General features: G+C 68.9%; 24 protein-coding genes. 22 read left to right on the top strand and 2 right to left on the bottom strand.

Translation table 11 applies throughout. The features are described from left to right. Positions 1-79 precede the first annotated feature (79 nt). The 22 genes from rpsH (at position 80) to EV279_RS00220 (ending at position 17,996) form a co-directional block, all read left to right on the top strand. Entirely contained in the window at positions 80-478 is a 399-nt protein-coding gene (gene rpsH, locus EV279_RS00325) for a 30S ribosomal protein S8 (protein ID WP_133540915.1), read from the top strand. 6 nt (positions 479-484) lie between these two features. Next, positions 485-1,021, top strand: coding sequence for a 50S ribosomal protein L6 (rplF, locus tag EV279_RS00320; RefSeq protein ID WP_133540913.1), 537 nt, complete (start codon positions 485-487; stop codon positions 1,019-1,021). A 2-nt stretch (positions 1,022-1,023) separates the two neighbouring features. Next, positions 1,024-1,383, top strand: coding sequence for a 50S ribosomal protein L18 (gene rplR / locus EV279_RS00315; protein ID WP_133540911.1), 360 nt, complete (start codon positions 1,024-1,026; stop codon positions 1,381-1,383). A gap of 20 nt (positions 1,384-1,403) precedes the next feature. Then, the gene (rpsE, locus tag EV279_RS00310; RefSeq protein WP_241245934.1) at positions 1,404-2,078 is read left to right on the top strand and encodes a 30S ribosomal protein S5; all 675 of its coding nucleotides are present in this window, start codon (positions 1,404-1,406) and stop codon (positions 2,076-2,078) included. Continuing rightward, positions 2,078-2,263, top strand: a complete 186-nt coding sequence (rpmD, locus tag EV279_RS00305; protein ID WP_060960260.1) for a 50S ribosomal protein L30 — start codon at positions 2,078-2,080, stop codon at positions 2,261-2,263. Before rpsE ends, rpmD begins: the two co-directional genes overlap by 1 nt. Further along, entirely contained in the window at positions 2,263-2,865 is a 603-nt protein-coding gene (gene rplO / locus EV279_RS00300; RefSeq protein WP_133540907.1) for a 50S ribosomal protein L15, read from the top strand. Before rpmD ends, rplO begins: the two co-directional genes overlap by 1 nt. Before the next feature lie 142 nt (positions 2,866-3,007). After that, positions 3,008-4,333, top strand: coding sequence for a preprotein translocase subunit SecY (gene secY / locus EV279_RS00295; RefSeq protein ID WP_133540905.1), 1,326 nt, complete (start codon positions 3,008-3,010; stop codon positions 4,331-4,333). Further along, on the top strand, positions 4,330-4,923 hold the full coding sequence (locus EV279_RS00290; RefSeq protein ID WP_133540903.1) for an adenylate kinase: 594 nt from the start codon (positions 4,330-4,332) through the stop codon (positions 4,921-4,923). Before secY ends, EV279_RS00290 begins: the two co-directional genes overlap by 4 nt. Position 4,924: 1 nt before the next feature. After that, positions 4,925-5,761 (top strand): type I methionyl aminopeptidase, encoded by an 837-nt coding sequence (gene map, locus EV279_RS00285; RefSeq protein ID WP_133540901.1) that lies wholly within the window; start codon positions 4,925-4,927, stop codon positions 5,759-5,761. A 13-nt stretch (positions 5,762-5,774) separates the two neighbouring features. Then, complete coding sequence (locus tag EV279_RS00280; RefSeq protein ID WP_243728375.1) at positions 5,775-6,458, top strand: thioredoxin domain-containing protein; 684 nt, start codon at positions 5,775-5,777, stop codon at positions 6,456-6,458. Positions 6,459-6,702: 244 nt separating this feature from the next. Beyond that, positions 6,703-7,671, top strand: a complete 969-nt coding sequence (locus tag EV279_RS00275) for a hypothetical protein (RefSeq protein ID WP_133540899.1) — start codon at positions 6,703-6,705, stop codon at positions 7,669-7,671. A 333-nt stretch (positions 7,672-8,004) separates the two neighbouring features. Continuing rightward, complete coding sequence (gene infA / locus EV279_RS00270; protein WP_133540897.1) at positions 8,005-8,226, top strand: translation initiation factor IF-1; 222 nt, start codon at positions 8,005-8,007, stop codon at positions 8,224-8,226. 75 nt (positions 8,227-8,301) lie between these two features. Continuing rightward, on the top strand, positions 8,302-8,418 hold the full coding sequence (gene rpmJ / locus EV279_RS00265) for a 50S ribosomal protein L36 (RefSeq protein WP_005050492.1): 117 nt from the start codon (positions 8,302-8,304) through the stop codon (positions 8,416-8,418). Positions 8,419-8,624: 206 nt separating this feature from the next. Beyond that, positions 8,625-8,999, top strand: coding sequence for a 30S ribosomal protein S13 (rpsM, locus tag EV279_RS00260; protein WP_133540895.1), 375 nt, complete (start codon positions 8,625-8,627; stop codon positions 8,997-8,999). A 30-nt stretch (positions 9,000-9,029) separates the two neighbouring features. Then, a complete protein-coding gene (rpsK, locus tag EV279_RS00255; RefSeq protein WP_056117708.1) occupies positions 9,030-9,428 on the top strand; it encodes a 30S ribosomal protein S11 in 399 nt (132 codons plus the stop codon). Between the two features lie 161 nt (positions 9,429-9,589). Then, positions 9,590-10,579: a DNA-directed RNA polymerase subunit alpha gene (locus EV279_RS00250; RefSeq protein ID WP_133540894.1), complete on the top strand. Its 990-nt coding sequence runs from the start codon at positions 9,590-9,592 to the stop codon at positions 10,577-10,579. Positions 10,580-10,655: 76 nt separating this feature from the next. After that, entirely contained in the window at positions 10,656-11,264 is a 609-nt protein-coding gene (gene rplQ, locus EV279_RS00245) for a 50S ribosomal protein L17 (RefSeq protein WP_133540892.1), read from the top strand. Positions 11,265-11,488: 224 nt separating this feature from the next. Continuing rightward, positions 11,489-12,526 (top strand): GNAT family N-acetyltransferase, encoded by a 1,038-nt coding sequence (locus EV279_RS00240; RefSeq protein ID WP_133540890.1) that lies wholly within the window; start codon positions 11,489-11,491, stop codon positions 12,524-12,526. A 142-nt stretch (positions 12,527-12,668) separates the two neighbouring features. Then, positions 12,669-14,849: an adenylate/guanylate cyclase domain-containing protein gene (locus EV279_RS00235; RefSeq protein ID WP_133540888.1), complete on the top strand. Its 2,181-nt coding sequence runs from the start codon at positions 12,669-12,671 to the stop codon at positions 14,847-14,849. Between the two features lie 36 nt (positions 14,850-14,885). After that, positions 14,886-16,316, top strand: a complete 1,431-nt coding sequence (locus EV279_RS00230; RefSeq protein WP_133540886.1) for a mechanosensitive ion channel domain-containing protein — start codon at positions 14,886-14,888, stop codon at positions 16,314-16,316. Between the two features lie 20 nt (positions 16,317-16,336). Beyond that, positions 16,337-17,197, top strand: coding sequence for a tRNA pseudouridine(38-40) synthase TruA (truA, locus tag EV279_RS00225; RefSeq protein WP_133540884.1), 861 nt, complete (start codon positions 16,337-16,339; stop codon positions 17,195-17,197). Positions 17,198-17,294: 97 nt separating this feature from the next. After that, positions 17,295-17,996: an endonuclease/exonuclease/phosphatase family protein gene (locus EV279_RS00220; protein ID WP_208109537.1), complete on the top strand. Its 702-nt coding sequence runs from the start codon at positions 17,295-17,297 to the stop codon at positions 17,994-17,996. A 51-nt stretch (positions 17,997-18,047) separates the two neighbouring features. On the opposite strand, the gene EV279_RS00215 is transcribed toward EV279_RS00220, so the two are convergent. Together EV279_RS00215 and EV279_RS00210 are read right to left on the bottom strand one after the other, a co-directional pair. Next, positions 18,048-18,803 (bottom strand): hypothetical protein, encoded by a 756-nt coding sequence (locus tag EV279_RS00215; protein WP_133540882.1) that lies wholly within the window; start codon positions 18,801-18,803, stop codon positions 18,048-18,050. Positions 18,804-19,187: 384 nt separating this feature from the next. Next, positions 19,188-20,288, bottom strand: a complete 1,101-nt coding sequence (locus EV279_RS00210) for an acyltransferase (RefSeq protein ID WP_133540880.1) — start codon at positions 20,286-20,288, stop codon at positions 19,188-19,190. Positions 20,289-20,294 lie beyond the last annotated feature (6 nt).

Genomic DNA, 20,294 nt, shown 5'->3' with positions numbered 1-20,294 from the left:
GGGATCTCCCCGAGGCAGTCATAGAAGGTCGTCTGTCGTGTAACGGCAGCCGAAACCTCATGAACGAAGGAATCAAGAAATGACAATGACAGACCCGGTCGCAGACATGCTGACCCGTCTGCGCAACGCGAACTCGGCGCACCACGACTCCGTGTCGCTGCCGAGCTCGAAGCTCAAGACGCACATCGCCGACATCCTCAAGCAGGAGGGCTACATCGCCGAGTGGGCCGTCGAGGACGCCCGCGTCGGCCAGACCCTCACCCTGACCCTCAAGTACGGCCCGAACCGCGAGCGGTCGATCGCCGGCATCAAGCGCGTCTCGAAGCCGGGCCTGCGCGTCTACGCGAAGTCGACCGAGATCCCCAAGGTCCTCGGCGGCCTCGGCGTCGCCATCCTGTCCACCTCCTCCGGTCTCCTCACGGACCGCCAGGCCGAGCAGAAGGGCGTGGGTGGGGAAGTCCTCGCCTACGTGTGGTGATCTGACATGTCGCGTATCGGTCGTCTCCCGATCGACATCCCCGCCGGCGTGACCATCACGGTCGACGGACAGGATGTCGCGGTCAAGGGTCCCAAGGGCGAGCTCACGCTCTCCGTGGCACGCCCCATCGAAGTCCAGGTCGAAGAGGGTCAGGTGCTCGTCACCCGTCCCGACGACGAGCGCTCCTCGCGTTCGCTGCACGGCCTGACCCGCACGCTCATCAACAACAACATCATCGGTGTCACCCAGGGCTACTCCAAGGGCCTCGAGGTCGTCGGCACGGGTTACCGCGTCGCCCAGAGGGGCAGCTCGGTCGAGTTCGCCCTCGGCTTCTCGCACCCCGTCCTCGTCGAGCCGCCCGCGGGCATCACGTTCACGGTCGAGGGCAACAACAAGCTCACCGTGAGCGGCATCGACAAGCAGGCCGTCGGCGAGGCGGCCGCGAACATCCGCAAGATCCGCAAGCCCGAGCCGTACAAGGGCAAGGGTGTGCGTTACGCCGGCGAGGTCGTTCGGCGCAAGGCCGGAAAGGCTGGTAAATAACCATGGCTGTGAAGTCGAAGACCGACGCGCGCGCGCGTCGTCACGCCCGCCTTCGCAAGAAGGTCGTCGGCACCCCCGAGCGTCCCCGCCTGGTCGTCACCCGTTCGTCGCGTCACGTCTTCGTGCAGATCGTCGACGACAGCAAGGGCCGCACGCTGGCCTCGGCCTCGACCCTCGAGGCCGACCTGCGCGCGTCCGAGGACGACAAGACGGCAAAGGCCCGCAAGGTCGGCGAGCTTCTCGCCGAGCGCGCCAAGGCCGCCGGCGTCACGGACGTCGTGTTCGACCGTGGCGGCAACCGCTACGCCGGCCGTGTCGCGGCGATCGCCGACGGCGCCCGCGAGGGAGGTCTGAACCTGTGAGTGACAACAAGGAGAACAACGTGACCGCAGAGGCTCCGGCCGAGGCCCAGGCCCCGGCTGCCGAAGCACCCGCCGAGCGCGAGCGCGAGCCGCGTCGCGGTGGCCGTGAGCGCAGCCAGACCCGCGGTGACCGCGGCGGCCGCGACCGCAACGAGAGCCAGTTCCTCGAGCGCGTCGTCACGATCAACCGCGTGTCGAAGGTCGTCAAGGGCGGTCGTCGCTTCAGCTTCACGGCGCTCGTCGTCGTGGGCGATGGCAACGGCGTCGTCGGCGTCGGCTACGGCAAGGCCCGCGAGGTCCCCCTCGCCATCTCGAAGGGCGTCGAAGAGGCCAAGCGCAACTTCTTCCGCGTGCCCCGCGCCGGCGTCACCATTCCGCACCCCGTGCAGGGTGAGGCCGCGGCCGGTGTCGTGCTGCTGCGTCCGGCTGCCGCCGGTACCGGCGTCATCGCGGGCGGCCCCGTGCGCGCCGTCCTGGAGTGCGCCGGGATCCACGACGTCCTGTCGAAGTCGCTCGGCTCGTCGAACACGATCAACATCGTCCACGCGACGGTCGACGCCCTCAAGCAGCTCGAGGAGCCCCGTGCGGTCGCCGCGCGCCGCGGCCTCGAGTTCGACCAGGTCGCACCGGCTCGTCTCGTCCGTGCCGAGGCCGAGGCCGCCGAGGCCGCCCGTGCTGCGAAGGCAGGTGTCTGATGGCTGCGCGTCTGAAGGTCACGCAGATCAAGTCCAAGGTGAGCGAGAAGCAGAACCAGCGCGACACGCTGCGTTCGCTCGGTCTCAAGCGGATCGGCGACTCGGTCGTCCGTCCCGACGACGCGCAGACGCGCGGCTACGTCAAGACCGTCGCCCACCTCGTGAAGGTTGAGGAGATCGACTGATGGCTGACAAGGCCGAGAAGAAGGACGACGTGGCCGAGGTCACCGAGTCCAAGAAGGCTGCCGCGAAGCCGGCCGCCGAGAAGGCGCCCAAGGCCGCCAAGTCCGACGCCAAGAAGGACGCCGTGAAGAAGGACGCCGTGAAGAAGGATGCCCCGGCAGCCCGCCCCGGCGTGCTCAAGGTGCACCACCTTCGCCCGGTCCCCGGCGCCAACACCGCCAAGACCCGCGTGGGTCGCGGTGAGGGCTCGAAGGGCAAGACCGCCGGCCGCGGCACCAAGGGCACGAAGGCCCGCTACCAGGTCCGCCAGGGCTTCGAGGGTGGCCAGATGCCGCTGCACATGCGCACCCCGAAGCTGCGCGGGTTCAAGAACCCGTTCCGCGTCGAGTACCAGGTGGTCAACCTCGAGAAGCTCGCCGAGCTCTACCCCTCGGGCGGCGACGTGACCGTGAGCGACCTCGTCGCCAAGGGCGCGGTCCGCAAGAACGAGAAGGTCAAGGTGCTCGGCACCGGCGACATCGCGGTCAAGCTCAACGTGTCGGTCGACAAGGTCTCGGGCTCCGCCGAGCAGAAGATCGTCGCCGCGGGCGGTTCCGTCAAGTAGTACCCAGCAGGGGTCGGAGCGTTCTCCGACCCCTGCTGTCGTCCCCGGCGCACACCCTCGCAACGTCGCGGGTGGCCCGCTGGGTTACGCTGGTTGACGGCGCGCCGCGTCGCGTGCCGGCATCCCCTCTGGAGGCAACCTCTTGTTCAGCGCAATCGCGCGGGTCTTCCGTACGCCCGACCTACGGCGGAAGATCGCATTCACACTGGCGATCATCGCCCTCTACCGTCTGGGCGCGCACGTCCCCGCTCCGTTCGTGGACTTCCCGAACGTGCAGGACTGTCTGCGTGAGCAGAGCGCCGGCACCGAGGGGCTGCTGTCGCTCGTCAACCTCTTCTCCGGCGGCGCACTGCTGCAGCTGTCGATCTTCGCTCTCGGCGTCATGCCCTACATCACCGCGACGATCATCGTGCAGCTGCTCCGCGTGGTCATCCCGCACTTCGAGACCCTCTACAAGGAGGGTCAGGCGGGCCAGGCGCGGCTGACGCAGTACACCCGTTACCTGACGATCGCGCTCGCACTGCTGCAGTCGACGACGCTCGTGACGGTGGCCCGCAGCGGCCAGCTGTTCGGCACGACCGGCATCCCCGCCTGCGAGCAGCTGCTCACCAACGACGTGTGGTGGGCGCAGCTGCTCATGATCATCACGATGACCGCCGGCACCGGCCTCATCATGTGGTTCGCCGAGCTCGTCACCGAGCGCGGCATCGGCAACGGCATGTCGATCCTCATCTTCACGTCGATCGCGGCGGCGTTCCCCGCGTCGATGTGGGCGATCTGGCAGTCGCGCGGCTTCGAGGTCTTCCTCCTCGTCCTGGCCGTCGGCATCGTCGTGGTCGGCCTCGTGGTCTTCGTCGAGCAGTCGCAGCGCCGCATCCCGGTGCAGTACGCCAAGCGCATGGTCGGGCGCCGCACCTACGGCGGCACCAACACGTACATCCCGATCAAGGTCAACATGGCCGGCGTCGTGCCCGTCATCTTCGCCTCGTCGCTGCTGTACATCCCGGCGCTCATCGCGCAGTTCAACCAGCCGCAGGCCGGTGAAGAGGTCCCGGCATGGGTGGCCTGGATCCAGCTCTACCTCGTGCGCGGCGACCACCCGCTGTACATGCTCCTGTACTTCCTCCTCATCGTCGGGTTCACGTACTTCTACGTCGCGATCACGTTCAACCCCGTCGAGGTCGCCGACAACATGAAGAAGTACGGCGGGTTCATCCCCGGCATCCGTGCGGGTCGTCCGACGGCCGAGTACCTGGACTACGTGCTCACGCGCATCACGCTGCCCGGCTCGATCTACCTGGGCCTCATCGCCCTTCTGCCGCTCATCGCCCTCGCGACGGTCGGCGCCAACCAGAACTTCCCGTTCGGCGGCGCATCGATCCTCATCATCGTGGGTGTCGGTCTCGAGACGGTGAAGCAGATCGACGCCCAGCTGCAGCAGCGGCACTACGAGGGGCTCCTGCGATGACCCGCCTCCTGATCGTCGGGCCGCAAGGCTCGGGCAAGGGCACGCAGGGCGTCCGCATCGCCGAGACGTTCGGCATCCCCGTCGTCTCGACGGGGGATGTGTTCCGCGCCAACGTGTCGCAGGGCACCGAGCTGGGCGAGCAGGTCAAGAGCATCATCGACGCCGGTCAGCTCGTCCCCGACGAGCTGACCAGCGCCGTCGTCCGCGACCGCCTGTCGAAGCAGGATGCCGCGGAAGGGTTCCTCCTCGACGGCTACCCGCGCAACCTCGCCCAGGTGATGCACCTCGACGAGTTCCTCGAGGGCCGCGACGAGAGCCTCGACGCCGTGATCGTGCTCGCCGTGCCGCGCGAGGAGAGCATCGCCCGGCTGAAGAAGCGCGCCTCCGAGCAGGGCCGTGCCGACGACACCGACGAGGTGATCGCCGCACGCCTGTCGATCTACGAGACCGAGACGTCGCCGATCCTGGGCGTGTACGGCACCCGCGGGATCGTCGACGAGGTCGACGGGGTCGGATCGCTCGACGACATCACGAACCGCATCATCGCCGCGCTCGAGGCGCGCGGGCTGACCCGTCCGGCCGCCGCCTGACGTGGTCTCGCTCCGCCGCTCGATCTACAAGTCGCCCGCCCAGCTGCGGTCGATGGTGGAGCCGGGCCTCATCACCGCCGCCGCGCTGGAGGCGGTCCGGGCGCTCATCGCACCGGGCGTGACGACCGAGGAGCTGGATGCCGAGGCATCCCGGGTCATCACCGCGCGCGGTGCGCGCTCGAACTTCCAGCTCGTCCGTGGCTACCGCCACACGATCTGCGCCTCGGTCAACGAGCAGGTCGTGCACGGCATCCCGTCCTCCCGCGCGCTCGAGCCCGGCGACATCGTGTCGATCGATGCCGGAGCGGAGTACCGCGGGTGGAACGGCGACTCGGCGTTCACGGTCGTCGTCCCCGACGCGTCGCGTCCCGACATCGTGGCCGAGCGCGAGGAGCTGTCGCGCGTGACCGAGGGCTCGCTCTGGGCCGGCATCGCGTCGCTCGCGTCGGCTGGGCATCTCGCGGAGGTGGGTGTCGCCATCCAGTCCTTCATCGACGACGCGGGGCACGGGTACGGCATCCTGCGGGACTACGTCGGCCACGGCATCGGACGGAAGATGCACGAATCGCCCTCGGTCTTCAACTACCGCGTCGCCGATCCGGGCCCCGAGGTGCGTCCCGGGCTCGCGGTCGCGATCGAGCCGATGGTCGTCATCGGCGATCAGAGGACGCGTGTCGAGGACGACGGCTGGACGGTCTCGACGGTCGACGGCACTGCCGGTTCCCACTGGGAGCACAGCGTCGCCGTGCACGATGACGGTATCTGGGTGCTCACGGCGCCCGACGGGGGCAAGGCGGGGCTCGCGCCGTTCGGCGTGACGCCCGTGCCCGTGGTGTGAGAAGGGGAACGCGGTGGCTCAGAGGCAGCAGCGCAAGGTCAACTGGTTCGCGATCTGGATCAGCGTCGGCGTCGTCGTCGCGCTCGTGGTCGTGGCAGGGCTCGTCGTCTGGATGAACAACCAGTCCACCGGCCCGGGCGAGGCGCCGCAGGCGTCGAACATCGACGCCGAGACGGGCGCGATCAGCGTCGGCCAGGGGTCGAACGAGCTCGCCACCTACATCGACTTCATGTGCCCCATCTGCAACCAGTTCGAGCAGTCCTACGGTGAGACGATCCAGAGCCTCGTGGACGACGGCTCCATCACCCTGAACATCCACCCCATCTCCATCCTCGACCGCGCGTCGCAGGGCACCGAGTACTCGACGCGGGCCGCGAATGCGATGTACTGCGTCGCGGTGGCGGATGCCGAGGCATCCGTCCCCTTCATGCAGGCGATGTACCAGAACCAGCCCGAGGAGGGGTCGACGGGCCTCACCGACGAGCAGATCCTGGGCATCGCCGAGGGCGCGGGCGTCACGGGCATCGACGACTGCGTGACCGGCGGTCAGTACTCGAAGTTCGTCACGGCGATGACCGAGCAGACCCCCGTCAAGGAGGGCGCCGGCGGCATCGGCACCCCGACGGTCGTGCTGAACGGCGAGATCATCGACCTGACGGGCGACCCGCAGGCCGACCTCGTCGCGGCCCTGCAGTAGCCACCCGGCCCGACCGTAGCCGCGAGCCCACACTCCCACGCATCACCCCACAGGTCCGCACGTCGCGGGTGCGAGGGTTGGTGCATGGATATGTGGGTCGCAGGCGTCCTCCCCAGAGGAGCTGACCTCGAAGTCGCCCACAGGCGGCGGGCGGGGGACTCCGGGTCCGGGCGCCGGAGCAGACCATGGCCCGATGGATGTCGGCGACATAGGGCTTCACGTGCAGTCTGCGGAAGGACTTCGGATGCTGGGGGTCGGCCGCACGCGCCTGCGCGACGCGGTAGCGTCCGGTGACTTCGTCGTCGTCCACCGCGGGTGGTACGTAGCCGGCGAGATCTGGAAGCGCTGGCATTCCGAGTCCCGCCACGCCGCTCGGTCGCTTGCGACCGTCCGGGCCATGAGAGACGGAGGGACCGTCGCATCCCACACGTCGGCAGCGGCCCTGTGGGGGCTGCCGTTCTACCGCTTCGAGCCCCAGCGCGTCCACGTGACGGGGCCGCGCGTCAACGGCGTCGCGCGCGGCGCTCACCCGGTCGTGCGCCACGAGGGTGACATCGTGGCGTGTCGCGCGGTGGTGGACGGGGTCGCGGTCACCAGCCTCGCGCGCACGATCGCCGACGTGATCGGCCGGCTGCCCCTCGAGGCATCCGTCGCACTGGCCGATGCCGGCCTGCGGCGAGTCGCTTGGCGTGGCGGCGACGATCCATACGATGTCGCGGAGGCGGAGAGGCTGAAAGCCGAGGTCCGTCAATGCTCGGCGCTGACCGCCGGCGCGCGCGGGAGCCGTCAGGCACGGTGGGTGATCGCCTTCGCCGACGGTCGGGCCCAGCGTCCGGGGGAGAGTGCGAGCAGGGTTCTGCTGCATCGACTCGGATTCGCTCCGCCGCGACTGCAGGTCCGCATCCCTCTCGAGAAGGGCTGGTACGACGTCGACTTCGGCATCGACGACGCCGACGTGTGGGGCGAGTTCGACGGTGAGGGCAAGTACGTCGATCCCGAGATGCTCGCCGGGAAGTCGACCGCGAAGGTGCTGCTCGAGGAGAAGCGCCGAGAGGACGACATCCGTGGCCGCACTCGTCGAGGGATCATCCGCTGGGGCTGGCATGACATAGCCGGCATCGGCCGATTTCGCCGACGACTGGCGTCGTTCCACGTTCACCCCCCGCTGAAACCCGGCGACGTGCCGCCGACGTTCGCGGGCCCGCCTCTCTGACGAGGCCCCTGACCCGGCCCCACGCATCGGAGTGCGAACCCACATGTCCGCGGTGCGGGGATGTGAGGGGTCGAGCGTGGATGGGTGGGATGAGCGATGTGGCACGGGGCGGGCCGACGGGCGCCGACGGCCGGGTGCCGACGGGCGGGTGTCGACGGCGGGGGGGCGGGGCGGGCGAGGAAGGCGGTCGGGACGACGCCGCCGGTTTGCCGGGGCATCCGCTATCACGTATACTCGATCTTTGGTGCCTTGCGCCTTCGTCGGCGTGTCCGAGCACCGAAATCCCCATCCACCGCAGACCGACCGGTCTGCAGCACAAGCGATAGCGAGCGTATGGCGAAGAAAGACGGCGTCATCGAGATCGAAGGCGTGATCACCGAGGCGCTGCCCAACGCGATGTTCCGCGTGGAGCTGAGCAACGGGCACAAGGTCCTCGCCACGATCTCCGGCAAGATGCGGCAGAACTACATCCGCATCATCCCCGAAGACCGCGTGGTCGTGGAGCTCAGCCCCTACGACCTCACCCGCGGACGCATCGTCTACCGCTACCGCTAGGCCGGTCGAGAAGTAACACCCCGCCCGGATCCGGAAGGATCCCCGCGCCCGGTGAAGACAGCGAAGAGAAGAAAAATGAAGGTCAACCCCTCCGTCAAGCCCATCTGCGACCACTGCAAGGTCATCCGCCGCCACGGCCGCGTCATGGTGATCTGCAAGAGCAACCCGCGTCACAAGCAGCGCCAGGGCTGACACCGGCGGATGCCTCGGCATCCGTCCCCCCCAACTCACAACTTCACACAGCCGGTCGGCGGACAGGCGCGTTTCGTCTCGCTTCGCTCGCTCAACGACCGGGAATGACAGCAGGCAGGATCAGAACCCGCAAGGGGGACACCTCGGGGCGGAGGCCCGGGCACCGATCCTGCTCCACACCTCCACTCACTCCCTAGGAGAGCCGCATGGCACGTCTCGCCGGCGTCGACATCCCGCGCGACAAGCGCGTGGTCATCGCCCTGACCTACATCTACGGCATCGGCCGTACCCGCTCGAACGAGATCCTCACGGCGACGGAGATCGACGAGAACATCCGCGTCAAGGACCTCAGCGACGACCAGCTCGTCGCGCTCCGCGACTACATCGAGGGCACCTACAAGGTCGAGGGCGACCTCCGCCGTGAGGTCGCCGCCGACATCCGCCGCAAGGTCGAGATCGGCTCCTACGAGGGCCTGCGCCACCGCCGCGGCCTCCCGGTGCGCGGGCAGCGCACGAAGACCAACGCGCGCACCCGCAAGGGCCCGAAGCGCACGGTCGCCGGCAAGAAGAAGGCGCGCTAAGCGCGGCCCCAGGTTCAGGAGAGCAAAGCAATGGCACAGGCCAAGACCGCCGCGCGCAAGCCGCGCCGCAAGGAGAAGAAGAACATCGCGCTGGGCCAGGCCCACATCAAGTCGACGTTCAACAACACGATCGTCTCGATCACCGACCCCTCGGGCGCTGTCATCAGCTGGGCCTCGTCGGGCGGCGTGGGCTTCAAGGGCTCGCGCAAGTCGACGCCGTACGCCGCCGGCATGGCCGCGGAGTCCGCTGCCCGCCAGGCGCAGGAGCACGGCGTGAAGAAGGTCGACGTATTCGTGAAGGGCCCGGGCTCGGGTCGTGAGACGGCGATCCGCTCGCTGCAGGCCGCCGGCCTCGAGGTCGGCTCGATCCAGGACGTGACGCCGCAGGCCCACAACGGCTGCCGTCCCCCCAAGCGCCGTCGCGTCTGATCCTCCGCCCTTCGACAGGCTCAGGGACCGGTCCCTGAGCCTGTCGGAGGGCTACCGCACGCTTCCGGATGCCTCCGCGCGAGGCATCCCCGAGAAAAACTCAACACACCTCACTCACCGCACGTGTCATATAGCGGGCACGTGATCGAAAGGAACACATAGTGCTCATCGCACAGCGTCCCACCCTGACCGAGGAGAAGATCGGGGAGTTCCGCAGCCGTTTCGTCATCGAGCCGCTGGAGCCCGGCTTCGGCTACACGATCGGCAACGCGCTGCGTCGCAGCCTCCTGTCGTCGATCCCCGGCGCGGCCGTGACGTCGATCCGCATCGACGGCGTCCTCCACGAGTTCAGCACCATCCCGGGTGTCAAGGAGGATGTCACCGAGATCATCCTCAACATCAAGCAGCTCGTCGTCTCGAGCGAGCGCGACGAGCCCATCACGGCGTACCTCCGCAAGACGGGTGCCGGTGAGGTCACGGCCGCCGACATCTCCGCCCCCGCGGGCGTCGAGGTGCACAACCCCGAGCTCGTCATCGCGACGCTCAACGACACCGCGAAGTTCGAGCTCGAGCTCACGATCGAGCGCGGCCGCGGCTACGTCTCGGCGACGCAGAACCGCAACGAGTACGCCGAGGCCGGCCAGATCCCGGTCGACTCGATCTACTCCCCGGTGCTCAAGGTCAGCTACCGCGTCGACGCGACGCGTGCCGGTGAGCGCACCGACTTCGACAAGCTCGTCCTGGATGTCGAGTCCAAGCCCTCGATCGCACCCCGCGACGCCGTCGCGTCGGCCGGTCGCACCCTGACGGAGCTGTTCGGCCTGGCCCGCGAGCTCAACGTCGAGGCCGAGGGCATCGAGATCGGCCCCGCGCCGGTCGAGACGGTCCTCTCGAACGAGCTGTCGATGCCCATCGAGGACCTCGACCTCTCGGTGCGCTCCTACAACTGCCTCAAGCGCGAGGGCATCAACACGGTGTCGGAGCTCGTCGCCCTTTCTGAGACGCAGCTCATGAACATCCGCAACTTCGGTCAGAAGTCGGTCGACGAGGTCCGTGACAAGCTCACGTCGCTCGGCCTGTCGCTCAAGGACTCGGTCCCCGGGTTCGACGGCGCGCACTTCTACGGCGGCTACGACGACGAGACCCTCTGATCGGATGCCACGGGCCCGGCGGTGACGCCGGGCCGGAGCATCCTTCGGACCGACTTTCCCCACTGGAGTAACTGATATGCCCAAGCCCACGAAGGGTCCCCGCCTCGGAGGCGGTCCCGCCCACGAGCGCCTGCTGCTTGCGAACCTCGCCGCGGCCCTGTTCACGCACAAGTCCATCCAGACGACCGAGACCAAGGCCAAGCGCCTGCGTCCGCTCGCCGAGCGCCTGATCACCTTCGCCAAGCGCGGCGACCTGCACGCGCGCCGCCGCGTGCTGTCGGTCATCGGCGACAAGGAGGTCGTGCACATCCTCTTCACCGAGATCGCGCCGCTGGTGGCCGACCGTGAGGGCGGCTACACGCGCATCACCAAGGTCGGCAACCGCAAGGGCGACAACGCCCCCATGGCCGTCATCGAGCTGGTCCTCGAGCCCGTGAGCCCGAAGGCGACGTCGTCCAAGAAGTCTGCGCCCGCCGCTGCCGCGCCCGCCGCCACGGCGGACGTCGCGGAGGACGAGGCGACCGAGGCCGTCGCCGAGAACGACGAGACGGTGGATGCCGCGGACGAGGTCGCCGCCGACGACGACGCCGCCGAGGCCGGCGCGGAGTCGCCCGAGGAGGGTGCGGCCGCCGAGGCGGCCGCCGATGACGCCGTCGTCGAGTCGGCGGACGAGAAGTCCGAGTAACCCGAACGCTCGGACGCCGGGAGCAAGACCCGGCACCCTTGCACCGCGAGACCCGCGAGCCCTCTGTGGCCGCGGGTCTCGCCTTTTCTCCGGGAACGGATGCCTCGGGCCGGCTACGGCGAGCCCGGCGGGCCGCGGCGAGCCCGGCGGGCCGCGACGAGCCGTTCCGGTCGCGGCGAGCCTGCCGGACGGAATCCGGCGAGGGCGCGCCGTAGGCTGGCGGCATGAGCGCGACCCCCACGCACCCGTCGGCGCCGCTCGCCGAGCGGGTGCCCGTTCCGTCCGAGCTCGTTCCGCCGAGGCATCCCGACGTCGTCTCGTGGCGTCCGGCGACCGAGGCGGACCTGGACGCGATCATGGAGCTCTTCCGGGCCGCCGACGCCGTCGACCACCCCAGCTGGGTCACGCCGCGCGAAGACGTCGCCGAGACCTTCGTCGCCGAGCACATCGATCCCGCGCGCGACACGGTCATCGGAACGGATGCCTCGGGGCGGGTCGTCGCCGCGGGCGAGGCGACGCTGCATCCGTCGCGGGACGTCCACCTGCACGCCTACCTCGCGGGGCGCGTGCACCCGGAGCTCCGCGGCCGCGGCGTCGGCCGGGAGCTGATGCGGTGGGAGCACGAGCGAGCGCGGCAGCAGATCGTCGAGGCGGGTGTCGAGCTGCCCGCCGCCGTCTACGTCTATGCGGAAGAAAGCGACACGGGCGCGAGGCACCTCGCGCAGCGCCGCGGGCTCGTCGAGGAACGATGGTTCTCGACGATGGTGCGGGACCTCGTCGAGCCGATCCCCGAGATCCCCGCGTCCGGCGCCGAGATCGTCGCATATGCGCCGCGATACAACGAGCCGACCCGGCTCGCCCGTAACGACGCCTTCCGCGATCACTGGGGGAGCCTCCCGACGCCGCCGGAGCGGTGGGCGCGCTTCATCGAAGGCGAGCTCCTGCGGCCCGATCTCAGCCGCCTCGCCGTCGAGGGCGACCGGGTCGTGGCGCTCGCCCTCGGTTCGGTCAACGAGGAGGACTGGGCCGTCCAGGGCTACTCGAGCGTCTACATCGACCTCATCGGCGTCGTCCGCGATCGGCGCGGTCGCCGGCTCGCGCCGGCGGTGATCACCGCCCTCCTCCGAGCCGCGAGGGAGGCCGGGCTCGAGAAGGCCGTGCTCGACGTCGACACCGAGAGCCCGACGGGAGCGAACAGCCTCTACGGCCGGCTCGGCTTCGAGGCGACGGAGCGAGCCGTCGCCCTCGTCGAGCACTTCTGATCCCGATCCTGCGGCCCGCGCACGCGCCGGCGATCCCGCGACTATCGACAGCGCGCGGCCTGACGCTATCCTGAGCCCAGCCCTCGGGGGACGGGGGCATGGGGTACAGGAGACGCGTACGCGGATTTCCGGCAGTCGGACTGTGGAGTCCGACCTGGGCAGGCCGGCTGCGGCGACCACCGAGTGGGTGGGCACACCGCGGCCTCGCCGGCGTGCCGGACTCTCGATCTACTCGATCCTGCTGATCATGCTGCTCTCGGTGAGCGTCCTGTCGAGCATCGTGGTCGGCGTCATCGGCTACATCAACGGCACGCAGGCCCTCCGCGCGATCGCGACCGAGAAGCTCGTCGAGATCCGTGAGAACCGTGCGCGCGAGGTCACGCAGCTCTTCGGCACGATCGAGAACTCGGTCCGCCTCAGCGCCATGAACGAGACCAGCAAGCAGGCGGCGGTCGCGTTCACGGAGGGATTCGCGGCGCTCGAGGGCACGGAACTGGATGCCGCGGCATCCGCCGCCCTCGCGGCCTACTACGAGGACGTCTTCGCGACGCAGCTGGCCGAGGCCACGGGCGAGGACGTCGACGGCGCAGCCTTCGCGCCGAAGGACGACGCGGCGCGCTACCTGCAGGCACGCTACGTGGTGCCCTACGACGCCTGGGAGGATGCGATCCTCGTCGACGACGCGGGGGACGGGAGCGCCTGGTCGGCCGCCCACGCCACGTACCACGAGTACTTCCGCGCCCTCACCGAGGTGCAGCAGTACGAGGACGTCCTGTTGATCGACACGCGGGGCGACGTCGTCTACACCGCGTTCAAGGGCGTCGACCTCGGAGCGAACCTGCTCGAGGGCCCGTACCGTCTGTCGAATCTCGCCGACGCCTACCGCGAGGTCATGAGCCGCAACATCGTCGGCGAGGTGGTGCTCGCCGACTTCGCCGCCTACAGCCCGAGCCTGGGCAACCCCGCCGGCTGGGCGGTGACGCCCATCGCGGTGGACGACCGCATCGTGGGCGCCCTCGCGATCGAGCTGCCGATCGATCGCATCAACGACGTCATGACGGTGGGCGGCGAGTGGGCACTCAACGGGCTCGGCGAGACGGGCGAGACCTACCTCGTGGGTCGCGACGGCACGATGCGGTCGATCTCGCGGGCGCTGAAGTCCTCGCCGGAGTCGTACGCCGAGTCGGCCGTGTCGGCGGGGCTGTCGCCCGCCGCGGCGGCGCTGAGCGTGCAGAACGGCGACACGGTGCTGCAGCAGACGATCCTCGGCGAAGCCCTCAGTCAGGCGCAGTCGGGAGAGGACGGCGCCCTCATCGAGCGCGATTACCTCGGACGCGAGAGCATCACGGCCTATGCGCCCCTCGCCGTGGGCGACCTCGGCTGGACGATCGTCGCCCAGGCGACCTTCGACGAGGCGATGGCGCCCGTGGAGGACTTCACCCGCAACCTCATCCTGTCGACGGCCGGCATGATCATCTTCGTCTGCCTGCTCTCGCTCGTGCTCGCTCAGGTGTTCGTCCGGCCCCTGCGCCGGCTCAAGGCAGCGGCGCAGCGGATCGCGGCGGGCGAGGAGGGCGTGCAGGTCGACGCCGGGTCCAGCGACGAGCTCGCCGACGTCGCGACCGCCTTCAACGACATGAGCCGGAGCCTGCAGGCGAAGTCCAACCTCATCGAGCAGCAGGAGCGGGCGAACGAGAACCTCATCCTCTCGTTCATGCCCGAGGGGATGGCCGACCGCTACAAGCACGGCGACGAGGCGATCACGCAGGACAACGACGACGTCACGGTGATCTTCGCCGACATCGTCGGCTTCGAGGAGCTCGCCCTGACGCTGTCGTCGGAAGAGGCCGTGACGAAGCTCAACGACCTCATCCGGATCTTCGACGAGGCCGCCGAGCGCTACGGCGTGGAACGCGTGCGGACGACGCGGCAGTCGTATGTCGCGAGCGTGGGCCTCGGCACGCCGCGCGTGGACAACGCCCGGCGCGCCGTGGAATTCGCCATCGAGCTGAGCACCATCCTGGAGCGGTACTCCGCACAGCAGGGCGTGGAGCTGGGTCTTCGGGCGGGGCTGGACTCGGGTCAGGTCACGAGCGGTCTCATCGGCCGGGCGCGCATCGTCTACGACATGTGGGGGGACGCCGTGAGCCTCGCCTACCGCGTGCAGGGCGACTACGACGAGGCCGGCATCTACATCACCCAGCGCGTCGCCGATCGCCTGCCCGACACGATCGTCGTGGCCCCGGCCGGCGAGGTGTCGACCAAGAGCGGCGAGCAGCGGGTATGGCGCGTCGAGACGCACGTGCCGGTCGGGGAGGCCTGAGGCATCCATGATCTCGGCACGGACGGGAGCGCACCGGTGAGCGACATCGCGAGCCAGCCGTGGTTCTGGCCGGCGGTGATCGTCTCGATCGGCCTGCCGCTCACGCTCATCGGCCTCACCGAGCTGGCTAACCTGCTGGTGCGCCGGGGGAGCCGGGCTGCGCCGATCGTCCTGATGATCCGCAACTACCTCGTCCCCGTCGCGGGCGTGCTCGTGCTCCTCAGCCAGCCCGGGGCGTGGGAGGGCTCGGGCACGTGGCCGAAGGTGGTCTGGACGATCTTCGGCCTGCTCGTCATCGTCGTGACGATCAACGCGATCAACCACCTCGTGTTCCACCGGGCCGAGAAGGGCTCGTGGCGCGACCGGTTCCCGACGATCTTCAGCGACCTCATCCGGTTCGTCCTCATCATCGTCGGCATCGCACTCGTCTTCTGGTGGGTGTGGGACGCCGACGTCGCGGGCGTGTTCGCCGCTCTCGGCATCACGTCGATCGTCGTGGGCCTGGCGCTGCAGAACGCCGTCGGTTCGATCGTCTCCGGCCTCTTCCTCATCTTCGAGGCGCCCTTCCAGCTCGGGGACTGGATCGAGACGGGCGGCACGCGCGGTCAGATCGTCGAGGTGAACTGGCGGGCCGTGCACCTCGACACGGGCAACGGCATCGTCGTCATGCCGACCGCCGAGCTCGCCGAGGGGTCGTTCGTCAACCTCTCCCGCGCGAGCGACCCGTACGCCGCGAAGAAGGAGGTGCAGTTCTCCACCGACGATCCGCCGGCGCGTGTGCGCGCACTCCTCGTCGACGTCGCCCGCGAGATACCGCTCGTCTCCGATGCCCGCGAGCCGTCTGTCAAATCGGTGGGAGCGGCGACCTACAGGATCTCGATCCCCCTGCAGTCGCCCGGTGACGAGGGGGGCGTGCTCGACGCCTTCATGACGCGGCTCTGGTACGCGGCCCGCCGCGCGGGCCTCCACCTCGACGGCGATCTCACCGATGAGTGGAACACGCGCGACCGGCTGCTGCAGTCCCTCCACAAGATCGCGCCGTCGCTGAGCCTGCGCCCCGACGAGGCGCAGGCGCTGGGCGAGACGGCGCGGCTCGAGCGCTTCGCGCAGGGCGAGGTGCTGCTGCGGCCGGGCGACATCCCGACCTCCACGCGGTTCATCATCGCCGGCCGCGTGATGCTGGGCGTCCCGACCGACTCGGGATTCGTCCAGATCACCGAGCTCCGCCGCGACGACGCCGTGGGCCTCACGGCCCTCACGCGGACCCGGACGATCTCGCGCGCGGTCGCGCTCACCGAGGTCGAGGCCGTCGAGATCCCCGTCGGGGTGCTCGACGACATCGTGCGGAGGCATCCATCCCTCGCGCGCGAGATCGTGCGCGAGAACGACAACCGGGTGCGTCTCGCGCGCTCGGCGCTCGAGGCCATCGGCGAGAAGCTCGACCCCACTCGCCGGGTCGTCGGCTGAGGCCGCAATAGGCTGATCCGGTGCGGATCCGTCTCGACATCGCCTACGACGGCACCCACTTCCGAGGCTGGGCGCGTCAGCCGGGGCTGAGGTCGGTGCAGGGGACGCTCGAAGACGCCCTCGCCCGCGTGCTCGGGGGAGACCCGCGGCTCGTCGTGGCGGGCCGCACCGACGCCGGCGTGCACGCGGCCGATCAGGTCGCCCACCTCGACCTCGACGAGGGGCAGGTGGCCCGGCTCACGGCGCGGCCACCACGCGGGGACGCGGCATCCGGTCCCGCTCCCGAACCCGCAGAGAGGCTCGCTGCGCGGCTGCGCGGCGTGCTCGGCGCGTACGCCGACGTCACGGTGCATCGCACCTCGCTCGCTCCCGCGGGCTTCGACGCGCGCTTCTCGGCCGTCTGGCGCCGCTACGAGTACCGCATCGCCGACCGCACGGCCGGATACGACCCCCTCGAGCGGCACCGGACGACGACCGTGCGCGCTCATCTCGACGGGAACGAGATGGATGCCGCGGCCCGCAGCCTCGTCGGCCTGCACGACTTCGCCGCCTACTGCAAGCCCCGGGAGGAGGCCACCACGATCCGGACGCTGCTCGAGTTCGACTGGCGCCGGGCGCCCGACGGCGTCCTCGTCGCCAACGTCAAGGCCGACGCGTTCTGCCACTCGATGGTTCGCGCCCTGGTCGGGGCGTGCGTCGCGGTGGGCGAGGGGCGGCTGGATATCGAGGATGTCGCGGCGATCCGCGACGCCGGGGAGCGGGTGCCGGAGGTGAAGGTGCTGGCCGCCCGGGGGCTGACGCTGACGGAGGTCGGCTATCCCGACGACGCCCTCCTGGCCGCACGGGCCGAGCAGACCCGGGCCCGGCGCGACCGCGAGTAGCGGAGGTGACACCTGGAGATTCGGTAGGAGGGGCCGCAATCTTCGTCAAGAGGCCACACTGTGGACAGGCACGAGTCCTAGGGTGAAGAGCACCATGGTGAACGTCATCTCGTACAATCTGCGCAAGCATCGTGCCGCGGGGGAGCTCGCGGACCTCGTGGAGCGCCATGCCGCCGACATACTCTGCCTCCAGGAGTACGACACGAGTGATATCCCGGAGAGGATCGGCGGACTGCATCTCGCAGACTCGACGCAACGGAATCGCCTCGGGCTCGCCGTGTATTACCGGGAGAACACGTACCGCCCGCTCGATGTCCGATCGATCGCGCTCAAGAAGTCGCTCCACGATCGCGTGCTGAAGCCCGCCGAGGAGCGCATGCTGGGCGTGCGGCTGCATGACATCGACGAGAACCGGTCGTTCATCGTCGCGTCCTTCCACGCGGCGCCTCTGACCGCGCTCAACTCCCTGCGTCGCCATCAGATCCGCACCGCGCTGAAGGAGCTCGCCGAGCTCGGCGAGGGGCTTCCCATTCTCATGGTCGGCGACTACAACTACCCCGTCTTCAAGGAGAACCTCGGCCAGAAGGTCCGAGAGCAGGGATACGAGCTGAGTCTCAGCGACTCGCGGACATACACCCGCTACCGGTTCTTCCGCGGACACTATGACTTCGCGACATCCGTCGGCTTCACGATCGACAAGGTGAAGACGCTCCCCCAGGGACTCAGCGATCACCTGCCGATCCTCGTGACCGCGCATCCGTCGGCGGCGGCGCCCGCCGGATCGCTCGACGTCGCCTGACCCCCGCTTGCTTGCGCCGAGCGACGCGCGTCGACGCCGACACGATTCCTTCTAGAGATTCGCCCAGCGTCGGAACGTCGAGACCATCTCCCGGTTGATCGTTCCGGGCACCCAGTGTCCATTGGCGGTTCCGCCACCGTCGTGAGGGAGCAGCGAGGCCTCGACGGCGACAGGCGCAGCGCGAGACGTGAGCGCCAGACAGTGGTCCTGCGGAGGGACACGCTCATCGACCGTGCTGTACGACGACCGGATCCGCATGCCGGTCCAAGCGGACGGTCCGAGCCGAGCCGGGTTCGTGGCCTGCAGCGCAGCCGTGCTGTAGCCGTAGGGATAGCCGACCCGCGTCGGATCCTGCTCGTAGAGGCTCTCCATGTCGTAGACCGAGCTCGCCAGATACATGCCGTGGCGACGAGGCACCATGCCGGTCCCGAACGCCCAGCACATGAGAGCGCCGCCACCGGAGTTGGATCGACCGAAGCTGTAGTAGACGCGCCAGAGCGCCGTCACATAGGCGATCGCATTACGGTGGGCCGTCACTGCTTTCGCGTTGGCGAACTCGTTGGGCCCGCCGTTGTCACCGCAGACGGAGATCGCGCCATAGTCGACCAGCGGGTCCGCTCCGTACTTGAATGCGGAGCTGACGGCCGTGTAACTGCTTCCGTTGGCGTGGTAGTACCACAGGACAGCCACCCATGACGTCGAGCTGGGGGGAGAGACGTGCGGCACGAACAGCCGGGTGCGGTCGCCCGAGATCGAGACGTCGATCACTTCGTACGGGTTGCCCGAGCCCGTGAACTGCGTGTCCATCCGGGTGAGCTCATTCGGCAGGCGGGGCACCTTCGAGTAATTCGGGGCGGCGCTGGCTGCACCTGGGCTTCCGAGCGCACCGGCAGCCAGCCCGGCCGCCGCTGCCGACCCGGCCAGGAAGGAGCGCCGACTCAGCGATCCCGGCTTCGTGCTCGCCGTGCGCGGATACTCTCGATTCACCTGATCCTCCTTGCGTCTGCCGAGGTCGCAGGTGGGGCTCGAGCGCGGTGGGCGGCAGCCTTGTCGATTCCTTCTTCGACCAGCATGCACCGTTCTTGCTCACGCGCCTAGTGATAGGACGGATCGGTTGCGCCGGTGCCGTAGAGGATCGCGGCCATTCCGCTCGAGGTCCTGCCGTGGGTCCGCCCCCCGAGCGTCTGCCTTTCACGTCCGTGCGACGTTCTCCGTCTCTCCTGCCCGATTCACTCGCTGACGAAGACGTGCGAAGGGACGCTCGACGTATACCAGCATCGCCCACGACGCGAGAACGGTCGCGGCAACGCCCACCGTTGCGGCTACGAGCTCCGGTTGGCCGATGTAGGTCTCGGTGAGGATCAGGACGGGACGGTGAAGGAGGTAGATCGAGTACGACACGATGCCGACCCACGCCACCGCCCTCCAGTTGAGTACGCGCCCGACCACCGACCCGGGGATCAGGATGACGGGGATGAAGACCGCCGCCAGTGCAACACTCTGCACCGTGTATCCGATCGTCATCCCCCACTCGTTCGGCCACCGACTCACCGCGTACACGACGCCCGCTCCCGCCAGGAGCACCGGTGTGAGCAGCCACTTCCGCCGAGGCGCTTGCACCTCGCCGTACACCGGGTTCAGCACGACGGCGAAGACCGATCCCCACAGAATGGCGTCCGCCCTCGTGTCGGTCGCCAGATAGATGCGGTCGTAGCTCGCCCCGCTGCTGAAGAGGTAGGTACGCCACACCATGATCGCCACGCACAGGCCTCCCAGGATGACCGCCTGCACCCACCGCGTCGGCACCCAGCGTCTCAGAGCGATGTAGAGGAGGGGGAACACGAGGTAGAAGTGCTCTTCCACGGCGAGCGACCACAGCGCGTTCATCCCGCCGGGAAGGCCGTCCCGGCCTTCCCAGATGATGTAGTAGTTCGCCCAGAACGAGAAGGAGGCGAAGACGCCCAGCGGGGTCATCTCGTTCGGGATCGCGTTCGCCAGGGAGAGGACGACGGCACAGATCAGGACGACATAGAGCGGTGGGAAGATACGGAACACCCGACGGAGGTAGAAATCCGCGACCGACACGCGATCACGGGCGTCATACTCGCGGCGCAGGAGCGTCGTGATCAGGTAGCCGCTCAAGAAGAAGAAGATCGTGACACCGGTCGACTCCCGGATCAGACGGAGCGGCAACTCCGCATGGCCCCAGACCACGAGGGTTATCGCGAGCGCCCGCATCCCGTTCAGTGACGGAATGTGGAACTTCCCGGCCGTGACGCCGGCACTGGGCATGGTGGT

This window comes from Microbacterium sp. BK668, assembly GCF_004362195.1.
Lineage (GTDB): Bacteria > Actinomycetota > Actinomycetes > Actinomycetales > Microbacteriaceae > Microbacterium.
Note: the sequence above shows the minus strand (reverse complement) of the source record. Positions and strands in the feature narration are given on the sequence as shown.